This window comes from Aquimarina ulvae (assembly GCF_053613295.3).
Genome location: NZ_JBSIBP030000002.1, coordinates 604718 through 621844 on the forward strand (window position 1 = coordinate 604718; position 17127 = coordinate 621844).

The 17127-nt window shown below is 33.6% G+C and carries 9 protein-coding genes; 1 reads left to right on the plus strand and 8 read right to left on the minus strand.

From position 1 onward, the window contains the following. Nucleotides 1–77: 77 nt before the first annotated feature. The 5 genes from ACWGOQ_RS06320 to ACWGOQ_RS06340 all read right to left on the minus strand — a co-directional run bounded on the left by ACWGOQ_RS06320 (nucleotide 78) and on the right by ACWGOQ_RS06340 (nucleotide 11252). Nucleotides 78–2747: a glycoside hydrolase family 3 protein gene (locus ACWGOQ_RS06320; RefSeq protein ID WP_452055975.1), complete on the minus strand. Its 2670-nt coding sequence runs from the start codon at nucleotides 2745–2747 to the stop codon at nucleotides 78–80. A gap of 552 nt (nucleotides 2748–3299) precedes the next feature. Beyond that, entirely contained in the window at nucleotides 3300–7460 is a 4161-nt protein-coding gene (locus ACWGOQ_RS06325) for a hybrid sensor histidine kinase/response regulator transcription factor (protein WP_452055974.1), read from the minus strand. A gap of 108 nt (nucleotides 7461–7568) precedes the next feature. Further along, nucleotides 7569–9185: a sodium:solute symporter gene (locus ACWGOQ_RS06330; protein ID WP_452055973.1), complete on the minus strand. Its 1617-nt coding sequence runs from the start codon at nucleotides 9183–9185 to the stop codon at nucleotides 7569–7571. Nucleotides 9186–9560: 375 nt separating this feature from the next. Next, nucleotides 9561–10478 (minus strand): formylglycine-generating enzyme family protein, encoded by a 918-nt coding sequence (locus ACWGOQ_RS06335; protein ID WP_452055972.1) that lies wholly within the window; start codon nucleotides 10476–10478, stop codon nucleotides 9561–9563. Nucleotides 10479–10529: 51 nt separating this feature from the next. Next, nucleotides 10530–11252 (minus strand): glycoside hydrolase family 11 protein, encoded by a 723-nt coding sequence (locus tag ACWGOQ_RS06340; protein WP_452055971.1) that lies wholly within the window; start codon nucleotides 11250–11252, stop codon nucleotides 10530–10532. 534 nt (nucleotides 11253–11786) lie between these two features. Between ACWGOQ_RS06340 and ACWGOQ_RS06345 the strand changes: the two genes are divergently transcribed. Further along, nucleotides 11787–12818 (plus strand): LacI family DNA-binding transcriptional regulator, encoded by a 1032-nt coding sequence (locus ACWGOQ_RS06345; RefSeq protein WP_452055970.1) that lies wholly within the window; start codon nucleotides 11787–11789, stop codon nucleotides 12816–12818. Between the two features lie 37 nt (nucleotides 12819–12855). On the opposite strand, the gene ACWGOQ_RS06350 is transcribed toward ACWGOQ_RS06345, so the two are convergent. The 3 genes from ACWGOQ_RS06350 to ACWGOQ_RS06360 form a co-directional block, all read right to left on the minus strand. Further along, a complete protein-coding gene (locus ACWGOQ_RS06350; RefSeq protein ID WP_452055969.1) occupies nucleotides 12856–13875 on the minus strand; it encodes an aldose epimerase family protein in 1020 nt (339 codons plus the stop codon). Between the two features lie 76 nt (nucleotides 13876–13951). Beyond that, nucleotides 13952–15277 carry a xylose isomerase gene (gene xylA, locus ACWGOQ_RS06355; protein ID WP_452055968.1) on the minus strand — a complete coding sequence of 442 codons (1326 nt, stop codon included), beginning with the start codon at nucleotides 15275–15277 and terminating at the stop codon, nucleotides 13952–13954. Further along, nucleotides 15274–16767 carry a xylulokinase gene (locus ACWGOQ_RS06360; protein ID WP_452055967.1) on the minus strand — a complete coding sequence of 498 codons (1494 nt, stop codon included), beginning with the start codon at nucleotides 16765–16767 and terminating at the stop codon, nucleotides 15274–15276. Before ACWGOQ_RS06360 ends, xylA begins: the two co-directional genes overlap by 4 nt. Nucleotides 16768–17127: the final 360 nt, after the last annotated feature.

Genomic DNA, 17127 nt, shown 5'->3' on the forward strand with positions numbered 1-17127 from the left:
CCCTTGTTTGTCCCTTACAACAACTATTTAGATATATTGATTAGTTAAAGCTTCTTTTTTTTTATCATTTTATTCAATTAATTAAGTGTAATCGTTTTAGTTAAAATTTGTTCAACACCAGTATGTATTCCTTCTTTTTGATTGGGTTGTTTCCCTCCTACATACAGTTGGACTTCTCCTGGTCTGGTTTGTTCTTCTCCATCTGAATTAATTACAGCATATTGCTTTGGCGTCACTGTAAAGCTTACTATTTTTGTTTCTCCAACTTCCAGATTGATTCTTTTAAACCCAATTAAGGAGTGTCTGGGGTTATCTTCATTTTGTTTTTTATTATGGGCCAGATAAAGTTGAACAACCTCATCTCCTTTAACATCTCCGGTATTAGTAATTTGCACTGAGATGGGAATATTTTCATTTATTTTTGTAGATGCTGGTATTTCGAGATCCGAATAGGTAAAGCTGGTATATGATAATCCGTGTCCAAATTGATACAACGGCTCTCCTTTAAAATATTTATACGTTCGATTCGTCATATCATAGGATTTAAATTCTGGAAGATCTTCGACAGACTTATAAAATGTAACAGGCAATCTACCAGCCGGATTATAATCTCCAAACAGGACATCGGCAATTGCTCTTCCTCCAAACTCTCCAGGATACCAGGCTTCAAGAATTGCAGGAACGTTATCATCTGCCCAATTAATAGCAAGGGCACTTCCGTTCATTAATACCAACACTATTGGTTTCCCTGTAGCGTGTATTTCTTTTAGTAAGGTAAGCTGAGATTGCGGTAAAGAGATTTCTGATCGATCACCTTTATCAAAACCTTCTAAAACCACTGGCATTTCTTCTCCTTCGATATCAGGTGATAATCCTAAACAAAGGACTACTATTTCTGAATTTTTAGCAGCTTCTATTGCGGGTGATAAAAGATCTTCATCTAGTTTTGACCATAGCAGCTGTGCCTGTGGATCCGTGTGATAGTTGTAATACTTTATTTTGATGTCATATGGTTTTCCTGCTTCCAGCGCCATATCCAGGTATTTCATTTTTGGTTCATGATCATCCTTAAAATCTACTCTTAGAGAATCATTTACATAAAGTTTACCTGCACTGCTAGCTCGTAAACCAATACGATAAGCTCCACTTTCTTCTGGAACGATTTTTCCGATCCACTTAACGGAAAAATTATCTGAAGTAGCATTTTTGAATGGCATTTTAGAAACCCATATAAAATCAACCACACTATCAATTCTGGTTACTTTTGGTGCCCCTTTCCACTCTTTATTATCAAAATATTCCCCTTTTAAACCTATCTGATCCCCATTTCGCAATACAGAAGCGGGTATTGGCTGTAATAAGGGCCATCCTTTTGCTATATGACTCCCTTTAGCATAATGTATTTTGGTATTTGGTAATTTTTCTTTGATTGCTTTTAGCGGTGTACTATTATTAAGCGGAGTTCCATGATAATTTCCTAATAAAACCTGTTTTGCATTTGCATTAGGCCCTATCACTGCAATAGATTTCAAGTCTTTTTTTAAAGGAAGTAACTTGCCTTCATTCTTTAACAAAACCATAGATTCTCTGGCTGTTTTCTCAGATAACTTATAATGTTTGTCGCTACATACGACATCATATGGTATTTTAGACCAGGATACCATTTCTTCAGGATCAAACATACCCAGTTTAAATCTAGCTTCCATCAATCTGGATAATGCCTGATCAACTTTGGCTTCATCTACTAATCCTTTAAGAACAGCATCACTAAGATTTGGATCAAAAACATCTCCACAATTTAGATCAGTACCTCTATCGACTGCCAAAGCTGAAGCCTCAGCAGGGGTTTCGACTAATTCATGCTTATTTGGTTCCCAAAAATCGTTGATTGCCCAACAATCCGAAACCACATAACCATCAAACCCCCACTCTTTTCGAAGTATATTATTTAGCAATAAATTACTTCCACAACAAGCTTCATCTCTATATCGATTGTATGCACACATCACAGATTGCACATTAGCTTCTTTAATGGCAGCTTCAAACGCTGGTAAATATGTCTCTCTTAAGTCTTTATCTGATGTGTGATAATTGTCTTCGTGTCTTGATTTTTCTGGTCCGCTATGTACTGCAAAATGCTTCGCCGTAGCAACCACTTTCAGATATTTAGGGTCATCTCCTTGTAATCCTTTTATAAAATTGACTCCCATTCTTCCTGTTAGATATGGATCTTCGCCGTACGTTTCCTGACCTCTTCCCCATCTGGGATCTCTAAAAATATTGATATTAGGAGTCCAAAAAGTGAGCCCCTGGTATATTCCTCTTTTATTTTCCTTAATAAAACGATGATGCTTTGCTCTTGCTTCATCAGAGATTACTGTCCCCACATCAAATAATAATGGCGCATTCCAAGTGGCACCCATTCCAATAGCCTGCGGAAATACAGTAGCTTCTCCTGCTCTTGCTACACCATGTAGGCATTCATTCCACCAATTGTAAGCTGGAATTCCTAAACGTTCAATTGCCGGTGCATCATATCGCATTTGTGATACCTTTTCGGAAAGTGTCATATGACTTATCAAATCCTTTGTTCTCTCACTAATGGTCAGTTCTGGATTCTTAAATTTATATGGAGTTTCATTTTTTTTTGTACATCCAATATTTAATTGTAGAATAATTGAAATGATTATGAAATGGTTAACTCTAAAAAGTTTTTTTATTGATTTTATATATTCTTTTCTTATCATTATTATAAGTTAAGGCAGGTTCTTTTTATGATATCAAATCGATTATAAAAACAAATAATCCAAGTACTATTATAATTAAAAATAGCTCTCCCAAAATCTTTATTTTTGAATATTGCTTTTTCATATCGTATTGATAATTCACAATTTTTTAACAATTTATGTGAAGGGTTAAAAAAAGAATGCAACGAATGAAGCAGATAATAGAATATTTGTTGCATAGGCTCTAAATACGGGGGTTTTGCAACATATTAGGCAGTCGAAGCGACAATAATGGTAGTCGAATTTGACTATTAAATGATACAATTATGATATTTGCATATAATGATTTCTTTTACAAGTACTTCTGCAATTATTGCTATGGTAAATTGAAAATGTCTTAATTTAGTAAACATACACAACCTTATTCACTACTTGATTGTATTTCGGTTGTTACAAAGATTTGTTGGCGGTATAAAGTAATCTTCAACTTGCCATTAGAAAGTTAAATTAATGCGTAAAAATTCATTCTACTATGGAAACTCAACTCACTTCAAAATTCGCTTATGAAAAACCTTAAAAGTCATTGGTAGTTACCTCTGTGGGTAATATCCCAAAATTTGTTTTAAAACACTTTGTAAAATAGGATGGAGAAGAAAACCCAACCTTATAACAGACTTCACTAATATTGGTAGCTCCGGTTTCTAAAATTTCTTTCGCTTTTTGCAACCTTATGTTCCTCAAGAATTGATTGGCTGTTTGTCCTGTAAGTGTCTTTATTTTTCTATAAAATTGACTTCTGCTAAGATGTAGTTCTGAGGATAATGATTCGACACTTAAATCTGGATCGCTCAAATTCTCATAAATATGATTCAGTACTTTTTGGATAAATTCTTTATCCAGCGATGTATTATTCTCATTGATTCGCGCATCGCTAATATCACTGAAATATTTATTGAATACTATTTGTCTTATGGTAAGCATCTGTGTTAAATAGGATTTTAACACTCTCATATCAAAAGGCTTATTTAGATACACATCTGCTCCAGATTCGATTCCCTTTATTCGATCGTCTGCCATCGTTTTTGCAGTAAGCATTAAAATTGGAATGTGACTAGTTTTTATATCGTTTTTAATCTTGGAGCAGAATTCAAAACCATCCATTTCCGGCATCATTACATCAGTAATAATGATATCCGGCACTTCTTTTTTGGCAAATTCAAGACCTTCGCTACCATTTTTGGCTTCAAAAACTTTGTAATTATTACTTAATTCCTTTTTTAAATAGTTTCGTAACTCTGTATTGTCTTCAACAATTAATAACCTATTGGTTTTATGTTCCTCTTCAATTTGATCTTCCAGACTTTGATTGTGAACATTTCCTATAAACTTTGTTTTCAAAAGGATGTCTGAGTCTTTATTGTTTACCATAATCTCATTTTCGGTAAAATGTTCGTTCCCCAATGGTAATATCACTGAAAATGTTGTGCCTTTATCAACTACGCTATCAACTTTTACTTTTCCTTGGTGTAGTTCTACAAAACTTCTCACAACTTCCAAACCGATTCCTGTTCCGCCATAGTACCACTTATTCAGATTGTCTACTTGATAAAATCGCTCAAAAATCTTATCCAATTGTTCTTTCATAAGACCAGGACCTGTATCAGAAACACTAATCTCAAAGGATTCAGACAAAGCATTTTTACCTTCGATAAGAGATTGTTTGGCTTTTTTTATTGAAATGGTAATTTTTCCTCCTTCGGGGGTAACTTTAAATGCATTGGACAATAAATTAAAAATAATTTTCTCCAACATCCCGATATCCACCCATACCTTTAGTTCGGGAATATCATGGTTTATTGTAAGGTCTATTTTTTTATTGGAAGCCTCCAGAATAAAATGGCTGACTACATCCCGAACAAAGGTGACAATATCAAGTTCTCTGACTTTTACATTTAATTTATTAAGTTCAAGCTTTCTATAATCCATTAACTCATTAATTAACCTGTAGAGTCTATCGGTATTTTTATGAATTACTAAATGTTTTTCGTGTACTTCCTTTGGCAAGTTTAACCCCTCATTCTTCAGTATGTCTTCAAGAGGATTAATAATCAGTGTTAGTGGAGTTCTAAATTCATGAGATATGTTGGTAAAAAACTGGAGTTTTTTATTATGAAGTGCTTCTTCTTGAGTTCTTTGTTCTCTTTCGTACTTTATTAGTTGTTTTTCTTTAATTCTACTTTGTGTTATTTTGTTTAGAAGATAAATACCGAGTAGAAACAATAAAACATAGGATAGTATTGCCCAATTAGTTTTCCACCAGGGCGGTAAAATTTTTATATGCAGATGTAGTGGTGTCTCGTTCCATTTACTATCATTATTGGCTACTTTTAATTTAAACGTATAGTTTCCGGGATCCAGATTGGTGTAAGTGGCGCTTCTTGTATTTTCTACGTAATTCCAAGAGTCTTCTAACCCTTCTAAATAATAGGCATACTGATTTTTTTCTGGACGGGTATAATTGATACCTGTATATTCAATTGTAAAGACCGTTTGTTCATTATTCAAAGAAATACTATCCGTTTCTGAGATAACTTTATTTAAAGGAGATCCTTCTTCATTGGGGTATACCTTTTTGTTAAACAACTTAAAGTCACTCAGATATAAGTTAGTAGCGCTATTATTTGTCTTTATATTTTTTGGGTTAAAATAATCTATCCCTTCATAGTTGCCGAAATATATCGTTCCTTTTTTATCTCGAAATACCGCATTAAAATTAAAGTCATTTGACAATAAGCCGTCATTCATATTATAGTCCTTGACCATTCCTTTTTTAAGATCCAATTTATGAATCCCCGCATTCCCACTTGTCCAAATATTATGAGATTCGTCTTCAATAATTGCTGATACATTTACATCTTCTAATTCATATAGTTCATTGAACCAAACAAAGCTATAGGTATCTGGATTGTATCTACATAAGCCTCCGCCTTTTGTACCAATCCAGATAGATTTATCTGCACTTTCGTAGATCGAAAGTATATGATTTGTATTGGTTTGGTTCTGATATATACTGTTCATTTTCTCTCTCAATAATATGACAGAGAATTGACCATTATTCTTCTTACTTACTTTATACAATCCATTGGCAGAACCTATCCATAGGTTATTCTCAGAATCTATTAAAATCTTTCTGACATCGCTGTTATGAATGCTGAATCTAGAAAACTCTTCGGACTTATGGTGAGTAAATTTATCTTTTGACGGATTATATGATACGACTCCGCTAAAAAATGTCCCTATCCAAATAGTACCATCAGCATCCTCTGCAAAACTTGATATACTATTTGAAGCTAATTCACCATCAGTATTTTCTATCGTATAATTAATGAATCTTTTTGTTCCCTTTTTCAGCAAAAAAACACCACCATTCCAGCTTCCGGCCCAAATGTTTTCCTTGCTGTCTATAAAAATCGTTTGAATATCGTATGCTGTAAGATTTGAAAAATCTTTAGTATTCTTTTTATTAATATGAATAAATTTATGATTGTTCGGATCATAGACATCTATTCCGCCTCCGTCAGTACTAATCCACAATAAGCCTGATTTATCTTGGACAATGCCGGTAACAGAACCTGCTTCTAAAGAATTGGGGTTACTGGCCAGACTTTCAATATTTTTAAATTTATCATATAACTTATCGTAAACCGCTATACCTTTATTATAATACCCTATCCATATCCTTTCATTATCATCCATAAACAGAGACCATATGGAATTTGATCGAATACTTTTTTTATTGTTTTTATCAAAAAGATAATTTTTTATAAGTTCGCCATTTGCTTTAATATGAAACAAACCATCATTTTCTGTACCGAAGAGTATAGATCCATCTGCATTAGAAATCATTGAAAAGATTCTCTTGGTTGTGAATGGAAAGTTTTGAATACTGAAGGTTTCATTAACTTCTTTGTCAATTTTATATATTCCATTGGATGTACTTCCTAACCACAAACTATTATTATTATCAATCAATAAAGTTATAATTGGCGTATGTACTGATTGCAGGCCTTTTTCTGTTGCAAAAACTGCAGGACTTAATATATTTGTATTAGGGTCATATATTTTCAACCCATAGTTGGTTGCTGCATATATTCTTCCTTCAGAGTTTAATTTTAGATCGAGGACATCTATCGAAGTTCGGTTACCATTAGTATCGACATTAGTGATCTCTTCTATACTGTAGGTTTCTGAATCTACCTTAAGAAGACCTATTCCGTATGTGCCGATAAAAATATCTCCAGTGCCATCCTCGATGATACTATTTACGGTAATATCTGGTTGATCATAGTGTTTTAGTTGAGAAACAATATCAATTCTTTTAAATCGATCCAATTCTCGATCATAAAGGTCGAGTCCATTTTCTGTACCAACCCAAAGTCTATTCTTTTTATCAAGAAATGAGCAGAAAACAGAGCTACTGCTTAATGAAGTAGTGTCTCTTAATATATGCTTATACGATTTATATTCAATTCCGTCGTACCTATGTAAACCTGCTCCATTAGTTCCTATCCAAATAAAACCATCGTGATCCTGAATAATTACTGGAACAGCTATTTTAGAAATACCATCTTCTATATTTACAAAATTGAAATCATTAGTCATCTCTTGTGTCCAAAGATGGCTTAAATAATAGCAGCAGAACAGCATGCATGCTATAACTTTTTTTATATTCATAAGCTTTTATTCCTTTACTTAATAATAAAAGGCAGTATCTTTAGTTACGGTCCACTGACCCTCATTAACCCTATAAATATAAGAAGCAAGATTTACACTAGCACACTATCACCCTGTAAAATATGTTAAGACAATAACCACAACGATCACTAATAATACTGATAAAACAATGTCAATTAGTGTATAACTGTTCTTCGTTTCTTGTTTTTGTTCTAATGATAATGTTCCAAATGCGAGACCTTTGATTGTGGCATAATCTGGTGCTGTGGTAACCAAACTAGTAACCACACAAACAATCACAGAAAATACAAACATAAAGATAGCCATATGGGCAAAGTTGATGGTTGCAAACTCATAAGCAAAACCTGTTAAACTATCTTTTGTGATTTCTGAGGTTATTCTTAATGCCGCTACCAAGAGACCAGAAAACAATGTGACGATTGCTGCTTTTGAGTTTACTCTTTTCCAAATGATTCCTAAAATAAACACAGCTGTAATTGGGGGTGCTATGTATGATTGCACACTTTGCAAATATTTATATAAAACTCCTCCTCCTATTTTATCCATTATAGGAATCCATATGATTCCTAAAACAACCACTAGTGCTGTTGCTACTCTACCAATATTTAACAATTTTTTTTCTGGTGTGTTTGGTTTTAATTTTTTATATATATCTATCGTAAATATGGTTGAACAAGAATTAAACACGGATGCCAAGGAGCTCATTAATGCAGCCATTAGACCACCCGCGACTAATCCTTTAAGCCCTGTTGGCAATAACGTCTTTACTAAAACAGGAAATACCTCATCTGCTTTCTCATAAGACAAAACTCCTTGTTTTGCTAAAGCAAAAGCTATAATCCCTGGGATCAAAAAAATAAAAATTGGTAATATCTTAAGGTATGCTCCAAAAATAGCTCCACGTCTTCCTATTTTTATATTGTTTGCTGCTAATGTGCGCTGAACAATATACTGATCCGTACACCAATACCAGACACCAACGATAGTTCCGCCAAACAGTAAACCTGTCCAAGGAAACTCTGGGTCAGACATTGGTCTCCACATATTAAAATGATCAGATCCTGCCGTAGCCTTTAAGTTTTCCCAACCACCTACTTCTTGCAAACCTAGATACGTAATAATGATAGACCCCAAAATCAATACAACCGTCTGCAAAGTTTCTGTATAGATCACGGCCTTCATACCACCTACAATGGTATATGCCCCAGTAAAAATAACAATCCCTATAGCCCCATACCAAAAAGGTATGCCCAATAATTCTGAAACAACAATCCCTCCTGCGTATATCGTTACAGAAACCTTTGTGATAACATATCCCGCCAATGAGAAAACAGATAAAAACCATCGTGATTTGCTGTCAAATCTTTTTTCTAAAAACTCTGGCATCGTAAACACCTTACTTCTCATATAAAATGGCAAAAACAACCACCCTAACAACAATACAATCCAAGCGTGTAATTCATAATGAGCCATGGGCATTCCTGATTCTGCTCCGGTACCTGCCAATCCTACTACATGCTCGGATCCTATATTAGATGCAAATATAGATGCTCCTATAACAAACCAGCCTACATTACGCCCTGCTAAAAAATAATCTGCTGTATCTTTATTTTTTTGTAAAATTACCCATACTGCTACTCCAATAAGTGCTAAAAAGTAAACACCTAGTACTACCCAATCTAATTGTTCTAAGACTGATTCCATAAATTGCTTTGGTTATTTATATGATTCGCGTTAATTCTTTACTTCCGATTATCTGATGCTAAATGACTACTTTTTTATCAACTTGTATTAGACCATTCGAATTGCCCGTTGTATGATCAATAATTTTCTTAAATACAGTTTAACAAATTGCTTTATTTTTACTTAAAATTTTATTAAAATCAAAACTATTACCTGGTGCCTCAATTAAATGGAAAATTTGAAGCGAATCCTATAAATTTTGATGCATAATGAAGGCTAGCTCTTTAATAACAAAAGTATTTTCTTTGTGTTGTATAACTTAGTTATATAGTGGTAAAGCAGTCGCATAGAACTTATTATTTTATCTTTATTTACTACTGACTAGCAATTAGGAAATTAACTTTTGTTTCGGCAAATACGAAACCCTTGATCAGGACCAACACCGCTAGCTTCAAAATAAGCTCTATCATTATTTTTACAATATATTTCGAGACCTATCCATCCACCACCTCTTTGTGAACGAAAATGTCCACGAGGTATCCCTTCATCTTCATACCAATCATCACACCACTCTCTAACATTTCCTGTGAGATCATATATACCAAGTTCATTGGGTTTTTTAGTACATACGGAGTTTGTTCTACATTTATTTTTTTCTAAGAGACTATAATCCCATCGCTCCTTTAAAATAGTATCTCCACTATTTCTCCAGTACCAAGCTATTTCATCAATAGTATTACTTCCGCTATAAGAATGACTATTGCTTGACTGACCACCTCCTGCCACATACTCCCATTCGATCTCTGTGGGTAAACGATAGCCATTTGCTTTGGGATTTCTCATAACTAGCCATTTGATACTATCAAACTCAGCATTATTAAACTCATCGATAGAATCTTTATACATTTTATAATACGGTATCAAACCATCTTTGATGCTTTTTTTGATACAAAACTCTACGCAATCATACCAGCTTACCATCTCAACGGGTAAATTATCCCCTTTAAATCTGGATGGATTACTTCCCATAATCCGTACCCATTGTTTCTGCGTAACTTCATTTTTAGCTATATAAAAATCCTTTACATAAGCATTTTTCCCATATAGTTTGGATTGCTTATTTACAAAAGTTCCTCCTTTGATGAGTACTAGATTATCATTGATAACTTTTTTCGTTTCTTCTTTAGCACAGGAGTAACAAATAATTAAGAATCCAGAAAAAATATAAAACAACATTCTTTTCATTACTAAATCAAAATTTAATGCTCCTTTCGATCCACGATCTGCAATGCTCAATAAATTCAGTAAAAACATAAGGCCGATACATTAATTCGGCCTTATAAGTATTTGTTCTGTCTATATCATTTACCATACAGTTGCATTCATTTTTCCCCAATTACCGGTATAGGATTCAATACCGAAAACCTGATAATCAAAATTTCTTAGATTATTCCATTCAGGTCTATGTCCTCCATACTTATTCCAATGATTAATATGTGCCTGCATATAAATTTGTTGATTAGAACCGGTTGAAGCATTGCCATGTTCACTGATGTACTGGTAAAATGTTCTAGTACCTAAAATAGAAGGGGCGTTAGATCTCAATTGTTTTTTAAATTTGTAATTCTTTCCGTTAACCCTATAATCATTATTTTGATTTTGACCAGTAATACTCCCTCTTTCTACCACATAATATTCTATAAGAGGCGTTCTTGTCCAACCATATACACCCACAAAATTATAAGACCCCTGAAGCAATCCGATGTTGTAGTTTATTCTTCTTCCATTTCCCGTTGACCATCCCTTACCGCCAACAATATCTTTGTTGTTTTTGTATTCGATCTCGAAGTTACCGCCATATTGGTTAGCATAAGGAAATGTCAATTTACCCCATCCTCCTTCTTTATAAATGGTCCAAAAATAACTCTTGTTCGTTCCATCGGTTCGGTTGTCACTAATATAACCGTTACTATCTATTGATTTTTGTTCGAGCTCTAACGTTTGTGGAAGATTGTCAGAATTCAGATCATCGGAGCAGCTTGTAAATAAAAATAAACAAAATACTGAAATGCTTACTAATGTTCTCATAATTACGTGTGTTTAGTTAGAATAATTCCAAAATTCATTGTCAATTATTAACAATAATATTTGATTATGAATACTCAATAAATTATGTTAAAAATTTGTGTTAAGCTCAAAATTATAACTCTAAAACAAAACAGTCGTTAATTTTAAGCTTTTTAAGTAAGATTCTACGAAAAGTTTCGTAGGTATATAACTGACTAAAAATCAGCAAAGTATTTGTGATGTTATGCAGTTTTTAAATGTTCTTCTTTTTAAGAATCTTATTCTTTTAGAATAATCTTAGGAAAATGAGGTACACATCTATTCCTTGCTATCTCAAAAAAAATCAGTGCTAAAATATTTGAAGCAATCTTTACAAATTTTGTTGCAATTAGAATTTTATGGCCTTGCAGATTAAAATATTAAGATTACTTTACAAGGAAGATATATTTACTTGTTTTTTACAAATAACTCATTAAAACCGCATACAAAATTTTTATTTCTCAAAATACGGCGAGATTAATTTTTATTTAATCAAAACTGTCTTTACTACTTGGTATGAAAAAAAAGAAAATAACATTAAAAGACATTGCAAAAAAATTCAATGTTTCCATTGCGACTGTTTCGAAAGCGCTTAATGATAGTTATGAAATTAGCAAAAGCACCAAATCTATGATTCAGGAATATGCTAAAGAACTCCAATATAAGTCTCATCATAGTGTTTATTCGAACCAAAAACATAAAAACACCAAAACGATAGGAGTTATTATTCCCAATATGCTTAATCATTTCTTTACCAAGGTTTTTGTTGGTATCGAAAAGATAGCAACAGAAAAAGGATATAACATTATAACGTGTATATCTAATGAATCTCGTGAAAAAGAAGTAACTGCCATGGAACTGCTAAAAAATGCTGATTTAGATGGATTCATTTTATCAATTGCTGAAGAGACACAAATTAAAAAAGATTTTAGTCATTTTCAGAACGCTATCAGTCAAGGTATTCCAATCATTATGATTGACAGGATTACTGATGAGATAGAATGTGATAAAGTTATTGTAAATGACGAGGAAGGTGCATTTAATGCCATCAATTATTTCATTAAAACAGGTTGTAAAAATATTGCTATTGTTTCTAACATACATCAACTTAGTGTAGGCAAATTAAGGCTAAAAGGTTATAAAAAAGCCCTAACAGAAGCGGGTATATTAATTGACGAAGACTTGATACTGAAGGTAGATGAATTTAATGACATCAATACTTTGCTAAAAATAGTGCTCGATACAAAAAAAGTTGATGCTATATTATGTCTTGAAGAAGATTCTGCTATCAGCACCTTAAAATTGGTTTTATCTAAAGGGTATCGGGTACCACAGGATGTTTCTATAATAGGCTTCACTAATGGTGTCCTTCCTCGTCATGTAACACCTTCTATTACTACAGTAAGTCAACATAGTATATATATGGGAGAAGCTGCAGCAAAAATTCTAATTGATAAGATTGAACATGAAAACATAGAAACCTCTTATACGACTAAAGTAATAAAAACGAACCTGATTGAAAGAGAATCTACAAGGCGTCTTCAATAGTAGGGCAGGAGAAAGGGGGTTATAATTTTACCAATTTTTAAATAGTTGAAAACTGAAAAACACTTTTATTCTCATATGCTCCTCCTGCTTTTAGTAAAGAAGGCGGAAAATGATTATGATGAGGCGCGTCGGGGTAATTCTGGTTTTCAAAACAAATACCAGGAAAACGATCATATCTAACCTGATTTTTAAAACCCCAGTTTGGGAAATATTCTGGAGTATATATGACTACTGCAGGTTGATTTGTTTTTATTTCCATCTGTAAACCACTAGTTGGCGCCACTAGTTTAGCTCTGATACTATCCACGGCCTTTCCATTTTTAGTATTATAAATTAGCGTATCGTCTATAAGACCAAAGCTTGATAAAGATTGTAAACTTTTAGAGTTTAAGAAATCATATGCGGTTGCTGTCACTGAATTTATCTTTCCTGTCGGTAATTTTTTCGTATCAACTTCTAAATATCCTGAGCAATCCAAGAATAATTTATGATCCAAAATACTGCCAGAACCATTAAGGTTGAAATAACTGTGATTGGTAAGATTAACAAAGGTGTTTTGATCTGAAATAGCTTTGTAGGTAATTGTTAGGGCATTGTCTTCCGACAACTCATAAATCGCTTTTACTTCTAAATTTCCTGGATACCCTTCTTCCTTATGCTTGCTGTTATACGAAAAAACAACAGTATTTGTGTCTTCATTAATAGAGTCAACTCTCCAAATTTTTTTATCAAATCCTTCTAATCCCCCGTGTAAATGAACTCCGTTTTTTTGATACACCGGATAATTTTGATCATTGAGATCAAAGCTTCCTTTACTAATCCTACCTGCGTATCTTCCTATCGAAGCACCCAAGAATTTGGCACTTGGATGATATGCGATTTCTCTATATGTTTCAATAGTATCCAAACCAACTATAACATTAACAAATGCTCCTCTTTTATCAAGCATCTCCAAGCTTACGACAGATGCTCCAAAATTGGTTACTGTTAATGTAGTCCCCTTATAATTTCTAAGCACAACAGCAACACAATCGGTATGTTCATATTTATCAATCATTTTGGGTGTTTTTTATCACAAATAGTATTTTTGAAAACCGTGTTATTTGATCGTGCTAGAATGATCTGTAAGGCGATTAAATATATTGGTTAACAATATTCTCAAATAACTCCTGTTTTCCACTTTGCAAGGAAAGCTCACCGTTTTCTGATGCTATTTCGTATAAGTCTTTTAATTGTAATGCTCCATTTTCAAATTCTTTCCCTTTTCCTTTATCAAATGAGCTATATCTATCTTTTCTCAACATCTTATATGGAGATGATGTAATAATTTTATCCGCTGTTATTAAAGCCCTTGCAAAAACATCTGCACCTCCGATATGAGCTAAAAACACATCTTCTATGTCGGTAGAATTTCTTCTTATTTTTGCATCAAAATTAACGCCTCCTCCCTGAAGCCCTCCTGCGTTAAGAAAAACTAACATGGCTTCTGTGACTTCTAAAATATTATTAGGAAATTGATCTGTATCCCATCCATTTTGATAATCTCCTCTATTTGCATCTATACTTCCTAACATTCCGGCGCCTGCAGCCACCTCTAATTCATGCTGAAATGTATGCTGTGCTAGTGTTGCGTGATTTACTTCAATATTGATTTTAAAATCTTTTTCCAAACCATATTCTCGTAAAAATCCTATAGCAGTAGCCGTATCAAAATCATACTGATGCTTTGTGGGTTCCATTGGTTTCGGTTCTATAAAAAATGTTCCTTTAAACCCTTGTGTTCTTGCATAATCTCTAGCCATTGTTAAAAACTGAGCCAAATGATTTAATTCTCTCTTCATATCCGTGTTAAGCAATGACATATACCCTTCTCGACCGCCCCAAAACACGTAATTTTCTCCATCTAGTGCCATCGTAGCATCTAGTGCTAATTTAACTTGTGCCCCTGCTCTGGCTAACACATTAAAATCAGGGTTGGTAGCAGCACCATTCATATATCTTGGATTAGAGAAGCAATTTGAGGTCCCCCATAACAACTTAATTCCAGATTCCTTTTTTTTGTCTTTTACATAATCGACAATTGTTGCTAACCTTTTCTCTGACTCTAATAGTGTTGGTCCTTCTTGTACTAGGTCAAAATCATGAAAACAGAAGTAATCAAACCCCATTTTGCTAATAAACTCGAATGCTGCGTCTGCTTTATCTTTGGCTGCCTGAATTGGATCTGAAGATTTGTCCCAGGCAAAGTTTTGGGTTCCCCAACCAAACGGATCAGCACCTTGACCGCAGAAGGTATGCCAATATGCAATAGCAAATTTAAAATGCTCTCTTAACGTTTTTCCGGCAACAAGCTTTTCTGGATCATAATATTTAAAAGCTAACGGGTTGTCCGACTTTTTACCTTCAAATTTAATTTTACCTATTCCTTTAAAGTATTCTTGGTTTCCTAGTACCATCATTTTTTATCTATTAAAATTCTATTAAGTTCGTTTTTCCACTTTTGATATGCCTTCTTGTAGTCATCCTTATTTGGTAGTGGATTATATGTCATCACTTTATCATTTTCCATTATCATTCGTCCAATATCCTTAAACCTACCTTGTGTCCATCCTGCAGCTCTTGCCGCCCCAACCGCACCGGTGGTATTATAGATTTCAATTTCCTGATCAATTAGTGTAGATATAGTACTAGAAAATAGTTCGGATCGGAATAAATTGTCGTTCCCAGCTCTTAACACTTGTATGTTTGCGCCGTTTTTTTTTAATATCTCCATACCGTATACAAAGGAAAATGCGATTCCCTCTAGGGCTGCTCTATATATGTGAGATTGGGTATGTTTGTTTAAGTTGATATTACATATTTGAGTTCCGATTGTTTTATTTTCAAACATTCTCTCGGCGCCATTACCAAACGGTATTACTTGTAGGTCGTTCGCCCCTACCGGAACTTTTGAAGCAAGGGTATTCATTGCTTCATACGAATTCATTTCTGAAGTAAGGTTGTCTTTTAACCATCGATACTGAATACCAGATCCATTAATACATAATAGTTTGCCGATTATTGGTTTTTCTTTGCTATAATTAACGTGAACAAAGTTATTATACTTCACTGGTTCTTTTCCGGATAGATTATCCGTTACTGCATAAATTACACCAGAAGTACCGCCTGTTAGTGCGACTTCTCCAGGATTAAAGACATTTAATGAGAGTGCATTATTCGGCTGATCTCCTGACCGATAAAAAATAGGAGTTCCTATTTTTAAACCACTTTCTTCAGCTCCTTTCCCATGAAGTTCTCCTTGGTTAGAAAAGGTGTCAACGATATTTGGAATAAGGCTTGTATCGATATCATAATGTTCTAATACCCATGTGGCAGGTTCTTGTTTTTTATAATCCCATAAAATCCCTTCAGACAATCCTGATTTCGTTGTATTGATACTACCAGAAAACTTATAAGCAATATAATCCCCTGGCAACATAAATTTATGAATCTTACTGTAGATATCTGGTTCATTATCCCTTACCCACTTTAATTTGGAGGCTGTAAAATTTGCAGGAGAGTTAAGAAGATGGTTCTTACACTTTTCTTCTCCTAATTCTTTAAAGGCCTTGTTTCCGATACTGACTGCTCTGCTATCGCACCAAATAATTGCATTTCTTAATATATTTCCATTGATATCTACCAAAACAAGACCATGCATTTGATATGATATTCCTATCCCCAGAATTGAGTCTGGAGAAACAGCATTTTCTCTTAACAATCGTTTACTGGCTATACAAACATTATCCCACCAGAAATCCGGGTTCTGTTCTGCCCAATCTTTATTTACCGAGATAATTTCCATCTCTTTTTTTGGTTCATGTATTGAAGCAATACTTTTACCACTTTCAGCATTGATTAATGCTGCTTTCACAGATGAACTTCCTATGTCAAAACCTATATAATACATGTAGTACTTTAGTTATTCGGCCATAAAAATCATAAAAACTATTGTGGTTACAATCAATTTGCATTGTATATGAACGAAAACTATATGATAAGTTTTCGTAAAAGTTGCTATGATAAAAATCCAATCTACTATACCATAGTTTTAAAAATAGTATTATGAAGTAGATAGGGTATTTGGCAATTAAACGAATATTGTATCATTTCTGATTTAAATTTACCATTTAAAAACGAAAAGTTAGTCATAGTCTATGTTAAGACATCTTTTTAACGGATATATTAAATTCGAAAAAGGATTTATGACGTAATGAAGAAACAGGCTAAAAAAAACAACCCTCAGGTTAACTACTCCTGAGGGTCTGAA

What these genes read in the sequence shown, in the direction of transcription:
- ACWGOQ_RS06345 (WP_452055970.1), top strand. Translation starts at nt 11,787, where the DNA reads ATGAAAAAAAAGAAAATAACATTAAAAGACATTGCAAAAAAATTCAAT.
- ACWGOQ_RS06360 (WP_452055967.1), bottom strand. Translation starts at nt 16,767, where the DNA reads ATGTATTATATAGGTTTTGACATAGGAAGTTCATCTGTGAAAGCAGCA.
- ACWGOQ_RS06330 (WP_452055973.1), bottom strand. Translation starts at nt 9,185, where the DNA reads ATGGAATCAGTCTTAGAACAATTAGATTGGGTAGTACTAGGTGTTTAC.
- ACWGOQ_RS06325 (WP_452055974.1), bottom strand. Translation starts at nt 7,460, where the DNA reads ATGAATATAAAAAAAGTTATAGCATGCATGCTGTTCTGCTGCTATTAT.
- ACWGOQ_RS06335 (WP_452055972.1), bottom strand. Translation starts at nt 10,478, where the DNA reads ATGTTTTTACTGAATTTATTGAGCATTGCAGATCGTGGATCGAAAGGA.
- xylA (WP_452055968.1), bottom strand. Translation starts at nt 15,277, where the DNA reads ATGATGGTACTAGGAAACCAAGAATACTTTAAAGGAATAGGTAAAATT.
- ACWGOQ_RS06340 (WP_452055971.1), bottom strand. Translation starts at nt 11,252, where the DNA reads ATGAGAACATTAGTAAGCATTTCAGTATTTTGTTTATTTTTATTTACA.
- ACWGOQ_RS06350 (WP_452055969.1), bottom strand. Translation starts at nt 13,875, where the DNA reads ATGATTGATAAATATGAACATACCGATTGTGTTGCTGTTGTGCTTAGA.
- ACWGOQ_RS06320 (WP_452055975.1), bottom strand. Translation starts at nt 2,747, where the DNA reads ATGATAAGAAAAGAATATATAAAATCAATAAAAAAACTTTTTAGAGTT.